The sequence below is a fragment of the Streptomyces sp. LE64 genome (assembly GCF_052606915.1).
The window spans coordinates 5483796-5502080 of record NZ_CP199708.1 but is presented as its reverse complement, the minus strand read 5'-3'; the positions used below and the strand labels follow the sequence as shown (position 1 = coordinate 5502080).

Annotated in this window: 14 protein-coding genes; 7 read left to right on the top strand and 7 right to left on the bottom strand. The window is 74.1% G+C overall.

The window, feature by feature from the left end:
* Complete coding sequence (gene hemG, locus ACSMX9_RS24545; protein ID WP_445397019.1) at positions 1-1482, bottom strand: protoporphyrinogen oxidase; 1482 nt, start codon at positions 1480-1482, stop codon at positions 1-3.
* Between the two features lie 191 nt (positions 1483-1673).
* On the opposite strand from hemG, the gene ACSMX9_RS24540 reads away from it, so the two are divergent.
* Together ACSMX9_RS24540 and ACSMX9_RS24535 are read left to right on the top strand one after the other, a co-directional pair.
* Positions 1674-2732 (top strand): DUF4349 domain-containing protein, encoded by a 1059-nt coding sequence (locus ACSMX9_RS24540; protein WP_445397017.1) that lies wholly within the window; start codon positions 1674-1676, stop codon positions 2730-2732.
* 10 nt (positions 2733-2742) lie between these two features.
* The gene (locus ACSMX9_RS24535) at positions 2743-4128 is read left to right on the top strand and encodes an FAD-dependent oxidoreductase (protein WP_445397015.1); all 1386 of its coding nucleotides are present in this window, start codon (positions 2743-2745) and stop codon (positions 4126-4128) included.
* Positions 4129-4167: 39 nt separating this feature from the next.
* Here the strand turns inward: ACSMX9_RS24535 and hemE are convergent, their stop codons facing one another.
* Positions 4168-5244: a uroporphyrinogen decarboxylase gene (gene hemE, locus ACSMX9_RS24530; protein WP_445397013.1), complete on the bottom strand. Its 1077-nt coding sequence runs from the start codon at positions 5242-5244 to the stop codon at positions 4168-4170.
* Positions 5245-5347: 103 nt separating this feature from the next.
* On the opposite strand from hemE, the gene ACSMX9_RS24525 reads away from it, so the two are divergent.
* The 5 genes from ACSMX9_RS24525 to ACSMX9_RS24505 all read left to right on the top strand — a co-directional run bounded on the left by ACSMX9_RS24525 (position 5348) and on the right by ACSMX9_RS24505 (position 11893).
* Positions 5348-6019: a DUF3000 domain-containing protein gene (locus ACSMX9_RS24525; RefSeq protein ID WP_445397011.1), complete on the top strand. Its 672-nt coding sequence runs from the start codon at positions 5348-5350 to the stop codon at positions 6017-6019.
* A gap of 304 nt (positions 6020-6323) precedes the next feature.
* Complete coding sequence (locus ACSMX9_RS24520) at positions 6324-6980, top strand: response regulator transcription factor (RefSeq protein WP_366113165.1); 657 nt, start codon at positions 6324-6326, stop codon at positions 6978-6980.
* 78 nt (positions 6981-7058) lie between these two features.
* Entirely contained in the window at positions 7059-8357 is a 1299-nt protein-coding gene (locus ACSMX9_RS24515) for an HRDC domain-containing protein (RefSeq protein ID WP_445397009.1), read from the top strand.
* A 189-nt stretch (positions 8358-8546) separates the two neighbouring features.
* Positions 8547-9767 carry a thiolase family protein gene (locus ACSMX9_RS24510; RefSeq protein ID WP_445397007.1) on the top strand — a complete coding sequence of 407 codons (1221 nt, stop codon included), beginning with the start codon at positions 8547-8549 and terminating at the stop codon, positions 9765-9767.
* Complete coding sequence (locus ACSMX9_RS24505; protein ID WP_445397005.1) at positions 9764-11893, top strand: 3-hydroxyacyl-CoA dehydrogenase NAD-binding domain-containing protein; 2130 nt, start codon at positions 9764-9766, stop codon at positions 11891-11893. Before ACSMX9_RS24510 ends, ACSMX9_RS24505 begins: the two co-directional genes overlap by 4 nt.
* A gap of 42 nt (positions 11894-11935) precedes the next feature.
* Here ACSMX9_RS24505 and ACSMX9_RS24500 read toward each other — a convergent pair whose 3' ends face one another.
* From ACSMX9_RS24500 to ACSMX9_RS24480, 5 genes are all read right to left on the bottom strand, one after another.
* The gene (locus ACSMX9_RS24500; RefSeq protein WP_445397003.1) at positions 11936-12301 is read right to left on the bottom strand and encodes an NTP pyrophosphohydrolase; all 366 of its coding nucleotides are present in this window, start codon (positions 12299-12301) and stop codon (positions 11936-11938) included.
* Between the two features lie 201 nt (positions 12302-12502).
* On the bottom strand, positions 12503-13987 hold the full coding sequence (locus ACSMX9_RS24495) for an amino acid permease (protein WP_445397001.1): 1485 nt from the start codon (positions 13985-13987) through the stop codon (positions 12503-12505).
* A gap of 155 nt (positions 13988-14142) precedes the next feature.
* Positions 14143-16068 carry a 1-deoxy-D-xylulose-5-phosphate synthase gene (dxs, locus tag ACSMX9_RS24490; RefSeq protein WP_351239603.1) on the bottom strand — a complete coding sequence of 642 codons (1926 nt, stop codon included), beginning with the start codon at positions 16066-16068 and terminating at the stop codon, positions 14143-14145.
* A gap of 129 nt (positions 16069-16197) precedes the next feature.
* Positions 16198-17490, bottom strand: a complete 1293-nt coding sequence (locus tag ACSMX9_RS24485; RefSeq protein ID WP_445396999.1) for a sugar ABC transporter permease — start codon at positions 17488-17490, stop codon at positions 16198-16200.
* The gene (locus ACSMX9_RS24480; protein WP_445396998.1) at positions 17487-18281 is read right to left on the bottom strand and encodes an ATP-binding cassette domain-containing protein; all 795 of its coding nucleotides are present in this window, start codon (positions 18279-18281) and stop codon (positions 17487-17489) included. The genes ACSMX9_RS24485 and ACSMX9_RS24480 overlap by 4 nt, the downstream gene beginning before the upstream one ends.
* Positions 18282-18285 lie beyond the last annotated feature (4 nt).

Below are 18285 nucleotides of genomic sequence, written 5' to 3'. Positions count from 1 at the left end.
TCATTCTCCTGCGCCGCCGTGGCGGCTCGGCACCGGGTTCCTCATCAGGTGTTCCGTCCGGTCCGGAGCACCGAGGAGCAGGTCGGCCGCGGCCCGGCCGCCGGCCACGCACGCGGGGATGCCGACACCGTCGTAGGCGGCGCCGCAGACGGCGAGACCGGGCAGCGCGCCCAGCCGGGCGCGGATGCGGGCCACCCGGGCGTGGTGGCCGACCGGGTACTGCGGGATGCCGTCGTGCCAGCGGGTGACCCGGGTGTCGACCGGGCGCGCGGTCAGTCCGACGGCGGCGTCCAGGTCGCGGCGGGCCACGGCGACCAGGTGGTCGTCGTCCTTGGCCAGGTCGGCGGTGTCGCCGTGCCGGCCCACCGAGGCTCGCACCAGCAGCAGTCCGGGGGTCTCGGCGGCGATCCAGCCCCACTTCTGGGAGGCGAAGGTGGACGCCTTGACGGTGTGTCCGTCGATCGGCGGCACCAGGAAGCCGCTGCCCGCGGGCAGCGTGGCGTCGGCGCGGCGGTAGGCGAGGGTGACCAGGGCCATCGAGGCGTACTCGACGGCCGCCACATCGGCCGCGGCGGCCGGGGATTCGGCGGCGAGCAAGCGGGCGGCGGCCGGGGCGGGCGCGGCGAGGACCACCCCGTCGGCGGTCAGGGTGCGTTCGCCGGCGGTGACTTCCCAGCGGCCGTCCGGGGTGCGGCGCAGGGCGGTGGCCGCGGTGGCCGGCAGCAGGGTGCCGCCGCGGGCCCGGACGGCGTCGGCCACGGCCGCCGGGAGGGTGCCCACCCCGCCCTCGACGCCCATGAAGACGGGGCCGGGCGCGGCGTTCTCGGCGGCCCGCTGCTGGATCGCGCGCGCGGCGGCGGTGAGCGTCGGACGGGTGCGGGCGGCCTCGTGGAGCTGGGGCATGGTCGAGCGCAGCGAGAGCCGGTAGGCGTCGCCCGCGTAGACCCCGCCGAGCAGGGGCTCCACCAGCCGGTCGACGACCTCGCGGCCCAACCGGGCGGCGACGTACGCGCCCACCGCGACGTCCTCGTCGAGTTCGGCGGGGTCGACCGGGGGCAGAGTGTCCTCGGCCCTCGCGCGCTCCAGTCCTTCGGGCGACAGGATGCCGGCGAGGAGTTCGGGGGCCGCGGGGACGCCCATGACGTGGCCCTTGGGCATGGGGCGCAGCGCGCCGCGGGTCCACACCGAGGCGGAGGTGGTGGCCGGGGGCACCAGCCGGTCGCCCAGGCCGACCTCGCGGGCCAGGTCGAGGGCTTCGGGGCGGCGGGCGAGCAGTGACTCGGCCCCGAGGTCGACGCGGGCACCGGCGACCTCGCCCGGCAGCAGCTTGCCGCCGAACCGGTCGGACGCCTCCAGCACGGTGACGCCGACCGCGCCGTCGCCCGCCGTCAGGAGGTGGAGGGCGGCGGTGAGGCCGGCGATGCCCCCGCCGATCACGACGAAACTACGGGCCCCGCCCGGGGGGGTGTGCTCTGCGCGCATGGCTCCACTCTGTCAGAGGGCGGTGGGGGGTTCGCAGGGCCCTTGGTCCCGCGGACCCGGGACCGGACGGCGGGCGGCGATGCCGAACCGTGATGCGTTCGCGACGCGCCCGCGACGTCGTGGCGGGGGCCCGGGCCGTCGAAGCAGTGTCAGGGGCCGGTGGTCCGAGGTGTTCCGGGGGGAGACCCAGAATGCGTGTGCAGCGACGTTCGGTACGGCGGCGGTCCGGTGGCCCCGCGGGGTGGCGGGTGTCCGGGGCGGTGCTCGCCGCCGCTCTGGTGCTCGCCGGCTGCTCGGGCTCGGACGGGACCTCGACCGCGGACTCGATGGCCCAGTCCAAGCCGTACGTCCCCGAGGGGGGCGGGGCCCGGGCCGAGGCGGCGGAGGGGAGCCCGGAGGTGGCGGACCGTGCCTCGGGGGCGGAGCCCCTGAAGCCGGGTCAGCTGGCCGAGCGGAAGGTCATCCGGACGGCGGAGCTGAGCGTGCGGGTCGAGGACGTGTCCCGGGCGCTGGCGACGGCCCGGGCCGCGGCCGAGTCGGTCGGCGGCATGGTCGGCGAGGAGTCCACGGAACGCGACGACGAGGGGCGCGAGCACTCCGAGGTGGTCCTGCGGGTCCCCCAGGACCGCTACGCACAGGTGCTGGAGCGGCTCGGGAACACCGGCACCGTCCTGAGCCGGAACACCTCCGCGCAGGACGTCACCGAGAAGGTCGTCGACGTGGAGACCCGGCTGAAGAACCAGCGGGCGAGCGTGGCACGGCTGCGCGAACTGATGGATCAGGCCACGAGGATCAGCGACGTGGTGGCGCTGGAGGGCGAGTTGAGCAGCCGTCAGGCGGAGTTGGAGTCGCTGCTGGCCCAGCAGGAGTCCCTGAAGGGCCGGGTCGCCCTGGCCACCGTCACCCTGTCGCTCACCGAGGGCGCGGGACGGGAGGACGACGGGGACGGAGGGTTCGTGGACGCGGTGGGCGACGGCTGGGGCGCCTTCCTGGCGATGCTGCGGTGGGTGACGGTCGCGCTCGGTGCCGCCCTGCCGTTCCTGGTGCTGGGCGCCGTGCTGGCGGCGGGGTGGCGGCGGCTGCTGCGGCCCTGGCGGCAGCGGCGTGCGGCCCGGGCGACCGCCGTGGGCGCGGGGCCCGTCGCGGTGACCGCGACGGGCGTGCCGGTGGCGCAGCGGTCCCCGGCGGGTGACCGCCCGACCGGGCCGCCGCAGGCGCCCGAGGGGGGCAGGCGCACCCCGTCCGCGTAGCGTGGAGCGCATGAACGATTCGAGGGAGCGGCTGGTCGTCGTCGGCGGCGATGCGGCGGGCATGTCCGCCGCATCGCAGGCGCGCCGGCTGCGGGGCCCGGCGGAGTTGCAGATCACGGCGTTCGAGCGGGGGCACTTCACGTCCTACTCCGCCTGCGGCATTCCGTACTGGGTCGGCGGCCAGGTGCCGGAGCGGGACCATCTGATCGCGCGGACCCCCGAGGAGCACCGGGAGCGGGCGATCGACCTGCGGACCCGTACCGAGGTGGTGGAGATCGACCCCGAGCGGCGTCGGGTGCGCAGTCGTGACCTGGATTCCGGGGCCGAGGAGTGGACGCCCTACGACAAGCTGGTGATCGCCACCGGTGCCCGCCCGGTGCGTCCGTCGCTGCCGGGGTTGGACGCGCCCGGGGTGCACGGGGTGCAGACCCTGGACGACGGGCAGGCGCTGCTGGACACCCTGGAGCGCACCCCCGGACGCCGGGCGGTGGTGGTCGGCGCCGGGTACATCGGCGTCGAGATGGCCGAGGCGATGATCAACCGGGGGTACGAGGTCACGGTGGTCAACCGCGGCCGGGAGCCGATGTCGACGCTCGACCCGGACATGGGCCGGTTGGTGCACGACGCGATGAGCTGGCTGGGCATCACCATGGTCAACGACACCGAGGTCACCGGGGTCCGCACCGGGGACGACGGTCGGGTGCGGGCGGTGACCACCACCACGGGGGAGTTCCCTGCCGACGTGGTGATCCTGGGTCTCGGGGTACGGCCGGAGACGGCGTTGGCGCGGGCGGCCGGGTTGCCGCTGGGCGAGCACGGCGGACTGCTGACGGACCTGGGGATGCGGGTGCGCGGCCAGGACGCGATCTGGGCCGGCGGGGACTGCGTGGAGGTCCTGGACCTGGTGTCCGGGCGGGACCGGTACGTCCCGCTGGGCACGCACGCCAACAAGCACGGGCAGATCGTCGGGACCAACGTCGGCGGCGGGTACGCCACCTTCCCCGGGGTGGTGGGGACGGCGGTGTCCAAGGTCTGCGACCTGGAGATCGCCCGGACCGGGCTGCGGGAGAAGGACGCCCGGGCCGTGGGGCTGCGCTACGTGACGGCGACCATCGAGTCGACGAGCCGCGCCGGGTACTACCCGAACGCGCAGTCGATGACGGTGAAGATGCTGGCCGAGCACCGCACCGGGCGGCTGCTGGGCGTGCAGATCGTGGGCCGGGAGAGCGCGGCGAAGCGGGTGGACATCGCAGCGGTGGCGCTGACCGCGGGCATGACCGTGGAGCAGATGACGCACCTCGACCTCGGCTACGCGCCGCCCTTCTCCCCGGTGTGGGACCCGGTGCTGGTCGCCGCGCGCAAGGCGGTCCGGGCGGTCCGGGAAGCCGGCTGGTAGCGGGGCCGGCGGCCCCGCAGGGGGCCGCCGGTCGGCGCGTCAGCGGGCGGTGCGCTCGTGGACGTCCGCCACCAGCCGGGTGAGCGCGTCGGGGTCGGTGTCGGGCAGCACCCCGTGGCCGAGGTTGAAGACGTGGCCCTCCAGGCCGCGGGCGGCTTCCAGCACCTCGCCGGTCTTGGCGGCGACCGCCTCGGCACCGGCGAAGAGCACGGCCGGGTCCAGGTTGCCCTGGAGCGCCTTGCCGGGGCCGACCCGGCGGGCGGCCTCGTCCAACGGCACCCGCCAGTCGACGCCGACCACGTCGGCGCCGGCCTCGCCGAGGTCGTGGAGGAGTTCCCCGGTGCCCACTCCGAAGTGGATGCGGGGCACGCCGTACCCGGCGACGGAGGCGAAGACCTTGCGGGAGGCGGGGAGCACCGAACGGCGGTAGTCGACGGGGGCGAGCGCACCGACCCAGGAGTCGAAGAGCTGTACGGCGCTGGCGCCGGCCTCGATCTGGACCTTGAGGAAGGCCGAGGTGATGGCGGCGAGCCGGTCCAGCAGGTCGGCCCAGAGCTGCGGGTCGCCGTACATCAGCGCCTTGGTGTGCTCGTGGTTGCGGGACGGGCCGCCCTCCACGAGGTAGCTGGCCAGGGTGAACGGGGCGCCCGCGAAGCCGATCAGCGGGGTGGCGCCGAGTTCGGCGGTGAGCAGTCCGATGGCCTCGGTGACGTACGGGACGTCCTCGGGGGTCAGCTCGCGCAGCCGGTCGAGGTCGGCGCGGGAGCGGATCGGACGCTCGATGACCGGGCCGACGCCGGGCTTGATGTCGAGGTCGATGCCGATGGCCTTCAGCGGGACCACGATGTCGCTGAAGAAGATCGCCGCGTCGACGTGGTGCCGGCGGACCGGCTGGAGGGTGATCTCGGTGACGAGATCCGGCTGCATGCACGAGTCGAGCATGGCGATGCCCTCGCGGACCTTGCGGTACTCGGGCAGGGAGCGGCCCGCCTGGCGCATGAACCAGACCGGCGTGTGCGGTACCGGTTCGCGGCGGCACGCCCTCAGGAAGGCGGACTGCTGGACGTCCGGGCGGGCGGGGGTCGACCGGTCCGTGGGGATCTCGTTGGCGCTCACGGGTCAAAGTCTCCCATGCGGCCGGGGGCGCGATCCGGACAGCCCTCGTGCCGACGGGTGTCCCTCCCCGCACCGCGGGCGGGTTCCCCTTAACCTTCCCGGCATGGCTGCGGCTCAGGAACGACTGTCGGACGGCGCTGACGGACCGGACAACGGCGGGGGGGCACCGCACGAGAAGCCGACGGACGGCGGTCCGCCGGCCTTCCGTGCGGCGGTCGACGCGCTGCGTGGGGCCCGGGGGCGGGCCGAGGTGGAGATCGACCCGGTTCCGCCGCCGCGGCGGCTCGCCCCGTACGCGTACGCGCTGGAGGCGGCGGTCGTCGACGGCGACGAGGACCTGGCGGACGGGCGGCTGGTGCTGCTGCACGATCCGGCGGGGCACGACGGGTGGCGGGGCACCTTCCGCCTGGTGACCCTGGTGCGGGCGGAGCTGGAGGCGGAGATGGCGGCGGACCCGCTGCTGCCCGAGGTGTGCTGGTCGTGGCTGACCGGCGCCCTGGACGGGCGGGGCCTCGGGTACGGGGAGCCGAGCGGCACGGTGACCCGCGCGGGCTCGCACTACTTCGGGGGGCTGGCACCGCGCCCGCCGGCCTCGCAGATCGAGATCCGGGCCTCGTGGACGCCCGAGGAGGACGCCCGGGGGGTGCCGGACGCCGCCGCCCACCTGGCCGCGTGGTGCGATCTGCTGGCGCAGGTCGCGGGGCTGCCCCCGGCCCCCTCGTCCGACGCCTCCGTGGTCACGCTGCCGCAGCGCCGCGGGCCCCGGACGTTCTGAGAGCGGGGCGCGCTCACGGCGCGCCCGCTCACGGCGGGCGTGCGCGGGTGGGGGCCCGAGGGGCGCAGGCAGGGGGTGCGCGGCCGGGGGCACGACTCCCGGGCGAACGAGGGCGGCAGTGGGCGAACAGTCGCCCGCAACGATCGACCAAGCGTCCGAATTGCACGATTTGTTCTCACGAATTCGTGATCTTTCCCTAAAGGCGACCGGGTTTGGTGCCGAAGAGGTCTGTGACCTTGAAAGCGACGGTTCATCCCGGCTCCATCCCCAACGCCGGCCCGTCCCGCCACCCCAGGAGGGCCCCGTGTCCGTTCTCCTTGAGCAGCCCGCAAGCCTGGTCGCCTATCGCCCGAACAAGCCGACCGCCATGGTGGTCGTGGCGGACCCGCGGGTCCGCTCCACCGTCACTCGCCACCTGTGGGCCCTCGGGGTGCGCGACGTCATCGAGGCCTCGTCCATCGCGGAAGCCCGCCCGCGCGTCGGCAACCCCCGCGACATCTGCGTCGCCGACGTCCACCTCCCCGACGGCAGCGGACTGACGCTGCTGTCCGAAACCCGGGCCGCGGGGTGGCCCAACGGCCTCGCCCTCTCGGCCGCCGACGACATCGGCGCCGTCCGCAACGCCCTCGCCGGCGGAGTGAAGGGCTACGTCGTCACCGGCACCCGCACCAACCTCGGGCTACCCACCCGGCCGGGGGCCGCCCCCATCGGAGCCGCCCGGATGCACCGCCGCCCCCCGGGCGCCCCCAGCCACCCCGGCGGGTACCGGGAACTGTCCGGGCGCGAGGTCGAGGTCCTGCGCCTGGTGGCCGAGGGCCAGTCCAACAAGGCCATCGGCGTGTCGATGGGGCTCTCCGCGCTCACCGTGAAGAGCCACCTCGCCCGCATCGCCCGCAAACTGGGCACCGGCGACCGCGCCGGCATGGTGGCCGTGGCCCTGCGCACCGGCATCATCCACTGACCGGAACCCCTCACCCCCGCGTCCGTCGACGGAACGTTCCGTCGGCGGACGCGGTGTTTTCGCAAGTACCCTTGACAGGTGACAGACGCCCAAGAGACCGCAGCAGCCATCTCACTGCGAACCACCGGGGGCGCCCCTCCGGACGACGACGTCACCGGCGTCACTCCGGAGCGCGACCCGGTCGCCCTGCTGGAGCCCCGCGAGGGCATCCCCCCGGTCGTCGCCGACGCGGACGCCCTGGCCGAGGTGGTGTCCGCCTTCGCCGGGGGCAGCGGCCCCGTGGCGGTGGACGCCGAACGCGCCTCCGGCTACCGCTACGGACAGCGCGCCTACCTCGTCCAGCTGCGCCGCCAGGGCGCCGGAACGGCACTGATCGACCCCGTCGCCTGCCCCGACCTCTCCTCGCTCGGACGGGCCCTCGAAGACACCGAGTGGGTGCTGCACGCGGCGACCCAGGACCTGCCCTGTCTGCGCGAGATAGGCATGCTGCCGACCTCGCTGTTCGACACCGAGCTGGCCGGACGGCTCGCCGGCTTCCCCCGGGTGGGGCTCGGAGCGATGGTCGAGAACGTCCTCGGGTACGTGCTGGAGAAGGGGCACTCGGCCGTCGACTGGTCCACCCGCCCGCTGCCCGATCCCTGGCTGCGGTACGCGGCGCTCGACGTGGAACTCCTGGTCGACCTGCGGGACGCCCTGGAGAAGGAGCTGGAGCGGCAGGGCAAGCTCGACTGGGCCCGGCAGGAGTTCGCGGCGATCGCCGCCGCGCCGCCCCCGCCCCCGCGCAAGGACCCGTGGCGCCGGACCTCCGGGATGCACAAGATCCGGCGCCGCCGGCAGATGGCCGTGGTCCGGGAGCTGTGGGAGACCCGGGACCGGATCGCGCGCCGCCGGGACGTCTCGCCCGGCAAGGTGCTGGGTGACGCCGCCATCGTGGAGGCCGCGCTGGCGCTGCCCGCGAACGCCCGGGCGCTGGGCGCGCTGCCCGGCTTCGGCGGGCGGACCGGACGGGGCCGGCTGGAGCAGTGGCAGGAGGCCATCGACCGCGCCCGGGCACTGCCCGAGGCGGAGCTGCCGCAGCCCGGGCAGACGGTGACGGGCCCGCCGCCGCCCCGGGCCTGGGCCGACAAGGACCCCGTGGCGGCGGCCCGGCTCTCCGCGGCGCGGGCCGCGGTGTCCCGGCTCGCCGAGGAGCTGGCCATGCCCGCGGAGAACCTGATCGCACCCGACACGGTGCGGCGGGTGTGCTGGGAGCCGCCTGCGGTGGTGACCGCGGAGTCGGTGGGCGCGGCGCTGACCGCCCACGGGGCCCGCGCCTGGCAGGTCGAACAGGTGACGCCGCTGCTGGTGACGGCGCTGCACACGGCCGCCGAGGAGTGACGGACACGGAGGGGGGAGCCCGGGCGGGCTCCCCCCTCCGTCGCGTTCCGGGGCGGAGCCGCACCCGAGTGGGCGTAGGGGACTGGGCAGGCTGGTTACTCGCAAGTAGCATGAGTGGTACCGCGGTGCACCGGTGCCTTCGGCGGGGTGGGCCGCGTCGTGCCCGTTCGCGTCTGGAGGAGAGCCACCGTGCCTCGTACCGTCAGGGACGTCGTCTTCGTCGACGGCGTCCGCACCCCGTTCGGCAAGGCGGGCCCGAAGGGCATCTACCACGAGACCCGGGCCGACGACCTCGTGGTGAAGTCGATCCGGGAACTGCTGCGCCGCAACCCCGGCCTGGACCCGGCACGGATCGACGAGGTGGCGATCGCCGCCACCACCCAGATCGGCGACCAGGGGCTGACCCTGGGGCGCACCGCGGGCATCCTCGCCGGGCTGCCCCGGACCGTGCCCGGGTACTCGATCGACCGGATGTGCGCGGGCGCGCTGACCGCCGTCACCACGACCGCCGGGTCCATCGCCTTCGGGGCCTACGACGTCGTCGTCGCCGGCGGCGTGGAGCACATGGGCCGCCATCCCATGGGCGAGGGCGCCGACCTGCACCCGCGGTTCGTCAGCGAGAAGCTGGTGGACGAGTCCGCCCTGTTCATGGGCATGACCGCGGAGAACCTGCACGACCGCTTCCCGCACCTCACCCGGGAGCGGGCCGACGCGTACGCGGTGCGGTCCCAGGAGAAGGCGGCCAAGGCGTACGCCGACGGCACCGTCCAGCAGGACCTGGTGCCGATCTCGGTCCGCCGCACCGACCCCGCCGCCGGGGAGACCGGCTGGGGGCTCGCGACGCAGGACGAGCCGATGCGCCCGGGCACCACCCTGGAGATGCTCGCCGGGCTCCGGACCCCGTTCCGGCCGCACGGCCGGGTCACCGCCGGCAACGCCGCCGGGCTGAACGACGGGGCGACCGCCTCGCTGATCGCCGCCGAGGAATTCGCCCGGGAGCAGGGGCTGCCGGTGCGGATGCGGCTGGTGTCGTACGCGTTCGCGGGCGTGGAGCCCGAGTTGATGGGGTACGGGCCGGTGCCCGCGACCCACAAGGCCCTCGCCAAGGCCGGACTGTCGATCTCCGACATCGGGCTGTTCGAGATCAACGAGGCGTTCGCCGTGCAGGTGCTCGCCTTCCTCGACCACTACGGCATCGCCGACGACGACCCCCGGGTCAACCCGTACGGCGGCGCCATCGCCTACGGCCACCCGCTGGCCTCCTCCGGGGTGCGCCTGATGACCCAGCTGGCGCGCCGCTTCGAGGAGCGGCCCGAAGTGCGCTACGGCATCACCACCATGTGCGTCGGCCTCGGCATGGGCGCCACGGTCATCTGGGAGAACCCCCACTTCGACGGAGGCACCAAGTGAGCACCACTGCCGAACTCCTGGCGAGCGCCGCCGAGTTGTACCCCGGCGAGGTCGTCACCGAGGCGCACGTACGCCATCTGGAGCTGCCGAAGGGTGCCGGACGGTTCGCGCTGATCACCCTGGACAACGGCCTCGACCACACCAAGCCGACCACCTTCGGCCCGCGGTCCCTGGCGAACCTGGACGCCGCCCTCGACCGGGTGCAGGAGGAGGCCGCGGCCGGCACGATCGTCGGCGCCGGCCTCACCGGCAAGCCGTTCGTCTTCGCGGTCGGCGCCGATCTGAAGGGCGTCGGGCTGCTGGGGCGGCACCAGGACGCGCTCGCCGTCGGCACGGGCGGCCACGAGGTGTTCAAGCGGCTCGCCGACCTGGGCGTGCCGACGTTCGCGTACTACAACGGCGCGGCGATGGGCGGCGGCGTCGAGGTCGGGCTGCACTGCACCTACCGGACCGTCTCCCGGGCGGTGCCCGCCTTCTCGCTGCCCGAGGTGTTCCTCGGGCTGGTCCCCGGTTGGGGCGGCTGCGCCCTGCTGCCGAACCTGGTCGGCGCGGACCGCGCGGTGACGGTGATCATCGAGAACGCGCTCAACCAGAACCGGCAGTTGAAGGGCGCCCAGGTCTTCGAGCTGGGCATCGCCGACGCGCTGTTCGACGGCGCCGACTTCCTGGAGCGGTCGCTCGTCTGGACCGCCGAGGTGCTCCGCGGCGAACGGACCGTGCAGCGGGCCGAGGTGGACCGCGGCGAGGCGTGGGACCGGGCCGTGGCCCGGGGCCGGGCCCTCGCCGACGCCAAGGTGCACGGCGCCGCCCCGGCCGCCTACCGGGCACTGGACCTGATCGCCGCCGCCCGGTCCGGGGACCTCCAGGCCGTGTTCGACGCCGAGGACACCGCACTCGCCGACCTGGTCATGGGCGGGGAGCTGCGGGCCGGGCTCTACGCCTTCGACCTGGTGCAGCGGCGTGCCAAGCGGCCGGTGGGCGCCCCGGACAAGGGCCTCGCCCGGCCGGTCACCAAGGTCGGTGTGGTGGGGGCGGGGCTGATGGCCTCGCAGCTCGCGCTGCTGTTCGTGCGCCGGCTCGAAGTGCCGGTGGTGCTCACCGACGTCGACCAGGAGCGGGTCGACAAGGGCGTGGGCTACGTGCACGCCGAGATCGAGAAGCTGTTGGGGAAGGGGCGGATCGACCAGGACCGGGCGAACCGGCTGAAGGGCCTGGTCACCGGGGTCCTCGACAAGGCGGAGGGCTTCGCCGACACGGACTTCGTGATCGAGGCGGTGTTCGAGGAGATCGAGGTCAAGCAGCGGGTGTTCGCCGAGGTGGAGGCGGTGGTCCCGGCGCACGCGATCCTGGCGACGAACACCTCTTCGCTGTCGGTCACCGAGATGGCCGCCGAGCTGAAGCACCCGGAGCGGGTCGTCGGCTTCCACTTCTTCAACCCGGTCGCGGTGCTGCCGCTGCTGGAGGTCGTGCGCGGCGAGCGGACCGACGACGCCGCACTGGCGACCGCCTTCGCGGTGGCCAAGCAGCTGAAGAAGACCGCGGTGCTGGTGAAGGACGCGCCGGCGTTCGTGGTGAACCGCATCCTGACCCGCTTCATGGGCGAGGTGCAGAACGTCATCGACGAGGGCACCCCGGTCGAGGTGGCGGAGCGGGCCGTGCAGCCGCTGGGCCTGCCGATGTCGCCGCTGGTGCTGCTGGAACTGGTGGGACCGGCGATCGGGCTGCACGTCTCCGAGACGCTCCACCGGGCGTTCCCGGACCGCTTCCGGGTCTCCCCCAACCTGGCCGCGGTGGTGCGGGCCGGCAAGCGGGGCTTCTACGCGTACGACTCCGGCCGCCCGGAACTGGACCCCGAGGTGGCGGCGCTGCTGGTGCAGGGCGACACGGTGCTCACCGAGGAGCAGGCCCGGGCCCGGGTGCTCGACGCGGTCGCCGAGGAGATCGGGCTGCTGCTGGACGAGGGCGTCGTCGCCGAGGCGCAGGACGTCGACCTGTGCCTGATCACCGGCGCGGGCTGGCCCTTCCACCTGGGCGGCATCACTCCCTACCTGGACCGCGAGGGCATCAGCGAGCGGGTCAACGGCCGCCGCTTCCTGGCCCCGGGCCTGGCGAGCGTCCCGGTCTGACGCCCCCGGGCGGGTGGTGCGGCGGGCGCCGCACCACCCGGCTCAGCCGTACACGGTGCGCGGGCCGACCGTGCCGGCCCCCTCGGCGGCCACCCGTTCCCGGAGCGCCCGGTCGGCGGTCACCACCGTGCACTCCCCCGCCGCCGCGGCGGCCAACTCCACGATCCGGTCGTCACCGCTGCCCGGAGCCTCCTCGACCCGGACCCCGGGGACGGCAACGGTCCCGCGGGCGGCGCCCTCCACCACCAGCACCACGTCCCAGGGCCCGGGCAGCGCCGGGGTGCCCTCGTCGGCGAGGGCGGCCAGCCGGTCGCGCAGCCGCTCGGCGGCGCCCCGCCGGTCCTTCCACCAGCCGTCCGGCACCGAGCCGACGACGTTCGCACCGTCGACGATCACCAGCCTCGTCATGTGCGTGGCACTCCTTCCGGTCACGTGTTCGGCCACCTCCTCCCGGGACGTTGGACGCGCCGGGAGCGGGCTGCCATGATCGCACCGGGGTCGGGGTGGACCCGGCTCCGCCGAGGGGGGGAACGTGAAGCTGTACCTCGCCCTGCCCGTCCTGTTGGTGGCGGGTCAGTTCGGCCGGGGGAACCGGAAGGGCGGCACCGCTTAGGACCGGCCGGTCGGTTCCTGGCCGAGGCGGCTGTGCCGGCGACCGTAGAGGAAGTAGAGGACGGTGCCGACGACCATCCACAGGCCGAACCTGAGCCAGGTCTCCGCGGGCAGGTTGAGCATCAACCACAGGGAGGCCAGGACCGACAGGGCGGGGAGGTAGGGCACCAGCGGGGTGCGGAACGCCCGGTGCAGGTCGGGTCGTTGACGGCGGAGGAGCACGACGCCCGCGGCGACCACGACGAAGGCGAACAGCGTGCCGATGTTGACGAGTTCGGCGAGCTCGTCGATGGAGGTGAACCCCGCGACGACCGCCACCACCCCGCCGAGCAGCACCGTGGAGCGGTACGGGGTGCCGAACCGGGGGTGCACCCGGGAGAAGGTCCGCGGGAGCAGGCCGTCCCGGCTCATCGCGAAGAAGACCCGGGTCTGGCCCAGCAGCAGGATCATGCAGACCGAGGTCAGGCCGACCGCCGCGCCGAAGCTGATCAGCCCCGCCCAGAAGGGGTGTCCGACTGCCTTGAAGGCGTCGGCGAGGGGCGCGTCCACGGTGAGGTCGGTGTACTTCTGCATCCCGGTGACCACCACCGACACGGCGACGTACAGCAGGGTGCAGATCACCAGGGAGCCCAGGACGCCGCGGGGCAGGTCCCGTTGGGGGTTGCGGGTCTCCTCGGCCGCGGTGGCGACGATGTCGAAGCCGATGAAGGCGAAGAAGACCACGGCCGCGGCGGTGAAGATGCCCAGCACGCCGAAGTTCGACGGGGTGTAGCCGAAGATCAGCTGGACCAGCGGTGCGGTGAGGTCGGAGCTTCCCGTCGTCGGCTCGGCGGGCGGGACGAAGGGGTCGTAGTTGGCTCCGGTGACGAAGAAGGCGCCGACCACGATGACCAGCAGGACGACGGAGACCTTCACGGCGACGATCGCGTTGGTGACCCGGGACGACAGCTTGATGCCGGCGACCAGGACCCCGGTGAGCACCAGGACCAGGAGGCAGGCCAGCAGGTCGAAGCCGAACGCCCCCTCGTGGGTGCCGGACAGCCCGCGCGGCAGGTGCAGGCCCGCGGTGTCCAGGAGCGAGCGGATGTACCCGGACCAGCCGACCGCGACCACGGCGCACCCCAGCGCCAGTTCCAGGATCAGGTCCCAGCCGATGATCCAGGCCGGGAACTCCCCCAGCGACGCGTAGGAGAAGGTGTACGCCGATCCGGCGACCGGGAGGGTGGACGCGAACTCGGCGTAGCACAGCGCGGCCAGGGCGCAGACGGCGCCCGCGACCACGAAGCTGAGCGCCACCGCGGGGCCCGCGGTCTCCTTGGCGATCTTCCCGGTGAGGACGAAGATGCCGGTGCCGATGACCACGCCGACGCCGAACACGGTGAGGTCCAGGGCGGAGAGCGACTTCCGCAGTGCGTGCTCCGGCGCCTCGGTGTCACGGATGGACTGTTCGACGTCCTTGGTCCGGAAGAGGGTGCTGCGCATCGGCGTGCCTCTCGATCTGTGTCGTCTCCGACATGTATCGAGAGGCGGTCGGTGCGGTGGCCGCGGCGCGCGGGCGATCACCCGTGCGGGTGCCCGCCGGGTGCGACGGGTCCCGTCCCGGAGCGGTGCCGCTCCGGGACGGGACCCCGCGGTGCTCAGTCGCGGGCGGGCTCCGCGACGGGCGCGGCCGGGTTCTCGTCGTAGCGGCCGTCGAGCCGCGCGACGAGGCCGGTGACCTGACGGGCGATGTCCGGCGCGGTCAGCCCGATCTCGGCCATCACCTCCTTGCGGGAGGCGTGGTCGAGGAAGCGCGGCGGGATGCCGAAGTCGCGCAGCGGGAGGTCGACGCCCGCGTCCCGCAGGTGCTGGGCGACGGCCGAGCCGACGCCGCCGGCGCGCGAGTTGTCCTCCACCGTGACGACCACCCGGTGCCGGGCTGCGAGCGGGGCCATGGCCCCGTCGACGGGCTTGACCCAGCGGGGGTCGACCACGGTGGTGGAGATCCCCTGCTTGTCGAGGAGGCCGGCGATCTCCAGGCACATCGGGGCGAGCGCGCCCACCGAGACCAGCAGCACGTCCGGGCGGTCGCTGCCAGGCTCGCGCAGCACGTCCATGCCGCCGACGGTGCGCAGGGCGGGGACGGCCGGGCCGACGGCGCCCTTGGAGTAGCGGACCACGGTCGGGGCGTCGGTCACCTCGACGGCCTCGCGGAGCTGGAGCCGGACCTGGTCGGCGTCGCGGGGCGCGGCGATCCGCACGTCCGGGACGCACTGGAGGATCGACATGTCCCACATCCCGTTGTGGGAGGCGCCGTCCGAGCCGGTGACGCCGGCCCGGTCGAGGACGAAGGTGACGCCGCACTTGTGGAGGGCGACGTCCATCAGGAGCTGGTCGAAGGCCCGGTTGAGGAAGGTCGCGTACACCGCGAAGACGGGGTGCAGCCCGCCGGTGGCGAGGCCGGCGGCGGAGACCGCGGCGTGCTGCTCGGCGATGCCGACGTCGTACACCCGGTCGGGGAAGGCGTCCGCGAAGCCCTTCAGACCGACCGGCTGGAGCATCGCGGCGGTGATGGCGACGATGTCGGGGCGTTCGTGGCCGAGCTTGACCATCTCCTCGCCGAAGACGGACGTCCAGTCCATGCCGCCCTCGGCGATGGGCAGCCCGGTGTCGGGGTGGATGGGGCCGATGCCGTGGAAGCGGTCGGCCTCGTCCTGCTCGGCGGGCTGGTAGCCGCGGCCCTTCTCGGTGAGGCAGTGCACGATCACGGGGCCGGCGAACCGTTTCGCGCGGGACAGCGCGGACTCCAGGGCCTCGATGTCGTGGCCGTCGATGGGACCGAGGTACTTCAGGCCCAGGTCCTCGAACATGCCCTGCGGGGCGATGAAGTCCTTGAGGCCCTTCTTGGCGCCGTGCAGGGTGCCGTACAGCGGGCGGCCGACGACCGGGGTGCGCTCCAGGAGTTCCTTGCCGCGGGCGAGGAAGCGCTCGTAGCCGTCCGTGGTGCGCAGGGTCGCCAGGTGGTCGGCGAGGCCGCCGATGGTGGGGTCGTAGGAGCGCTCGTTGTCGTTCACCACGATGACCAGCGGACGGTCCTTGGCCGCGGCGATGTTGTTCAGCGCCTCCCAGGCCATCCCTCCGGTGAGGGCGCCGTCCCCGATGACGGCCACGGTGTGGTCGTCCTTGCCCAGCACCTGGTTGGCCTTGGCGAGGCCGTCCGCCCAGCCGAGCACGGTGGAGGCGTGGCTGTTCTCGATGACGTCGTGCTCGGACTCGGCACGGGAGGGGTAGCCGGACAGGCCGCCCTTGGTGCGGAGCCCGGAGAAGTCGTGCCGGCCGGTGAGGAGCTTGTGCACGTAGCTCTGGTGGCCGGTGTCGAACAGGACGCGGTCCTTCGGGGAGTCGAAGACGCGGTGCAGGGCGATGGTCAGTTCGACCACGCCGAGGTTGGGGCCGAGGTGGCCGCCGGTCTTCGACACGGCGTCCACCAGGAAGGTCCGGATCTCTCCGGCCAGCTCAGTCAGCTCCTGCGGGCTGAGCCGGTCCAGATCGCGCGGTCCCGTGATGCGGGTCAGCAGCGGCACCCGTGCCTCCTTGCTTGAGAGCTCTTCGACCTATTCGCCGGGTCCGTCGAGTCTAATGTTCTTGCGCCGGATGACCACCGAAGGGCCTCCCGGTTCGCCGGGAGACCCCCGTCCGCGGCGGCCGATCGGCTATCCTCTGCCGGCCGCGCGGCGGGTGCGGCGGGAGGCCGAGTCGATCACCACGGCCGCGAGGAGCACCCCGCCGGTGATCATGTACTTGACGGGTTCGGCGAGGGACTCCAACTGGAGGCCCTTCTGGATCGAGACGATCACCAGTACCCCGAGCAGGGCGGACCAGGTGCGGCCCCGGCCGCCGAACAGACTGGTGCCACCGATCACGGCGGCGGCGATGCAGGTCATCAGCAGGTCGCCGGAGCCGGCGCCCTGGTTCGCCGCGGCGATCTCGGAGGCGATCAGCAGCCCGCCCAGGGCGGCCAGGGTGCCCGCGACGGCGAACACCGCGATCCGGACCCCGGCGACGTCGACACCGGCCCGGCGGGCCGCCTCCACGCTGCCGCCGAGGGCGAGGACCCGGCGGCCGAAGACGGTCCGCCGCAGGAGCAGGTCCGTGAGAACCACCACACCGAGCAGGATCACCAGTGCCAACGGCAGTCCCAGGTACTGGTTGAGCACATGGGCCACGGCGTAGCCGACCACCGCGAGGACGGCCGTGCGCGCCGCCGCGGCGGCGGGCGAACCGTGCGGCAGTCCCGCGGCCCGGCGGGCCCGCAGCCCGAGCAGGGACACCAGGAGGTATCCGGCGGCGACGACGGCGGCCAGGCCGTAGGCGGCGGCGACGTCCGTGAAGTGGTACCGGGTGAGCTGGGCGAGGGGGCCGGTGTCGTCCAGGTTGATCGTGCCGCTGGTGCCGAGCAGTTGGAGCATCAGGCCGTTCCAGGCCAGCAGCCCGGCCATGGTGACCACGAACGCGGGCACCCCGATCCTGGCGAAGAAGAAGCCGTGGACCAGGCCGGCGGCGGTGCCGGTGAGGACGGCCAGGACCAGCGCCGGGGCCTCGGGCACCCCGTGGGTGACGTTCAGGACGGCGAAGGCGGCGCCGGCGAGCCCGCTGACCGAACCGACCGACAGGTCGATCTCGCCCAGCAGCAGCACGAAGACCACTCCGACGGCGATCAGCCCGGGGCCGGCGATGTCGACGGCGATGTGGGAGAGGTTCTCGGCGGACAGGAACGCGGGGTTCAGGGACTGGAAGACGGCGGCGATGAGGAGCAGGCCGACGACCACGGGCAGCGAGCCGAGTTCCCCGGAGCCCAGCCGCCCGCGCAGCGCGGCGAGCCACCCGGCGGGCCCGCGCGCCGGCTCCGGCGGGAGCGGGTCCGCGGGGCCGGCCGGTGGGGCGGGGCGTTCGGCGAGGCCGGTGCCCGGGACGACGGGGCCGGGCTCGGGGGCTTCGGCGCTCATCGCACCGCCCCGCGGTCGCGGGCGGCACGCCGGGTGACGGCGTTGTCGGTGGCACCGGTGAGCGCGGCGATGATCTCCTCCTGGGGAGCGGTGGCGGGGAAGACGCCGTTGGTGCGGCCGAGGCGGAGCACCACCACCCGGTCGGCGACCGCCCGCACCCCGGCCATGTCGTGGCTGACCAGCACGACCGCGAGTCCCCGGGCGCGGAGCCGCTCGATCAGGTCGAGGACCTGGGCGGTCTGTTCCACGCCGAGCGCGGCGGTGGGTTCGTCCAGCAGGACCAGGCGGGGCTCGCCGAGCAGGGCCCGGGCGATGGCGACGGTCTGGCGCTGACCGCCGGAGAGGGCGGCGACCGGTGACCGCAGGTTCGGCAGCCGGACGGAGAGCGAGGCCAGCAGGTCCCGGGCCGCGCGTTCCATGCCCACCTCGTCGAGCACCGGGCGGGCCCCGCGCCGGCGCGGCTCCCGACCGAGGAACAGGTTGCCGACGACATCGAGGTTGTCGCAGAGCGCGAGGTCCTGGTAGACGGTGGCGATGCCCAGCTCGCGGGTCTCGTGCGGGCCGCCGGGACGGACCGGTCGGCCGTCCCACAGGAGGGTGCCGCCGTCCACCCGGTGGACCCCGGCGATCACCTTGACCAGGGTGGACTTCCCGGCGCCGTTGTCGCCGACCAGGGCGACCACTTCGCCGGCGTGCACCTCCAGGTCGACGTCGACCAGGGCCCGCAGGGCGCCGAACCGCTTGCCGACCGCGCGCAGCGCCAGCACCGGCGCAGGGGACACGGGAACCACCTCC

What these genes read in the sequence shown, in the direction of transcription:
- hemG (WP_445397019.1), bottom strand. Translation starts at nt 1,482, where the DNA reads ATGCGCGCAGAGCACACCCCCCCGGGCGGGGCCCGTAGTTTCGTCGTG.
- ACSMX9_RS24540 (WP_445397017.1), top strand. Translation starts at nt 1,674, where the DNA reads ATGCGTGTGCAGCGACGTTCGGTACGGCGGCGGTCCGGTGGCCCCGCG.
- ACSMX9_RS24535 (WP_445397015.1), top strand. Translation starts at nt 2,743, where the DNA reads ATGAACGATTCGAGGGAGCGGCTGGTCGTCGTCGGCGGCGATGCGGCG.
- ACSMX9_RS24525 (WP_445397011.1), top strand. Translation starts at nt 5,348, where the DNA reads ATGGCTGCGGCTCAGGAACGACTGTCGGACGGCGCTGACGGACCGGAC.
- ACSMX9_RS24500 (WP_445397003.1), bottom strand. Translation starts at nt 12,301, where the DNA reads ATGACGAGGCTGGTGATCGTCGACGGTGCGAACGTCGTCGGCTCGGTG.
- ACSMX9_RS24495 (WP_445397001.1), bottom strand. Translation starts at nt 13,987, where the DNA reads ATGCGCAGCACCCTCTTCCGGACCAAGGACGTCGAACAGTCCATCCGT.
- ACSMX9_RS24485 (WP_445396999.1), bottom strand. Translation starts at nt 17,490, where the DNA reads ATGAGCGCCGAAGCCCCCGAGCCCGGCCCCGTCGTCCCGGGCACCGGC.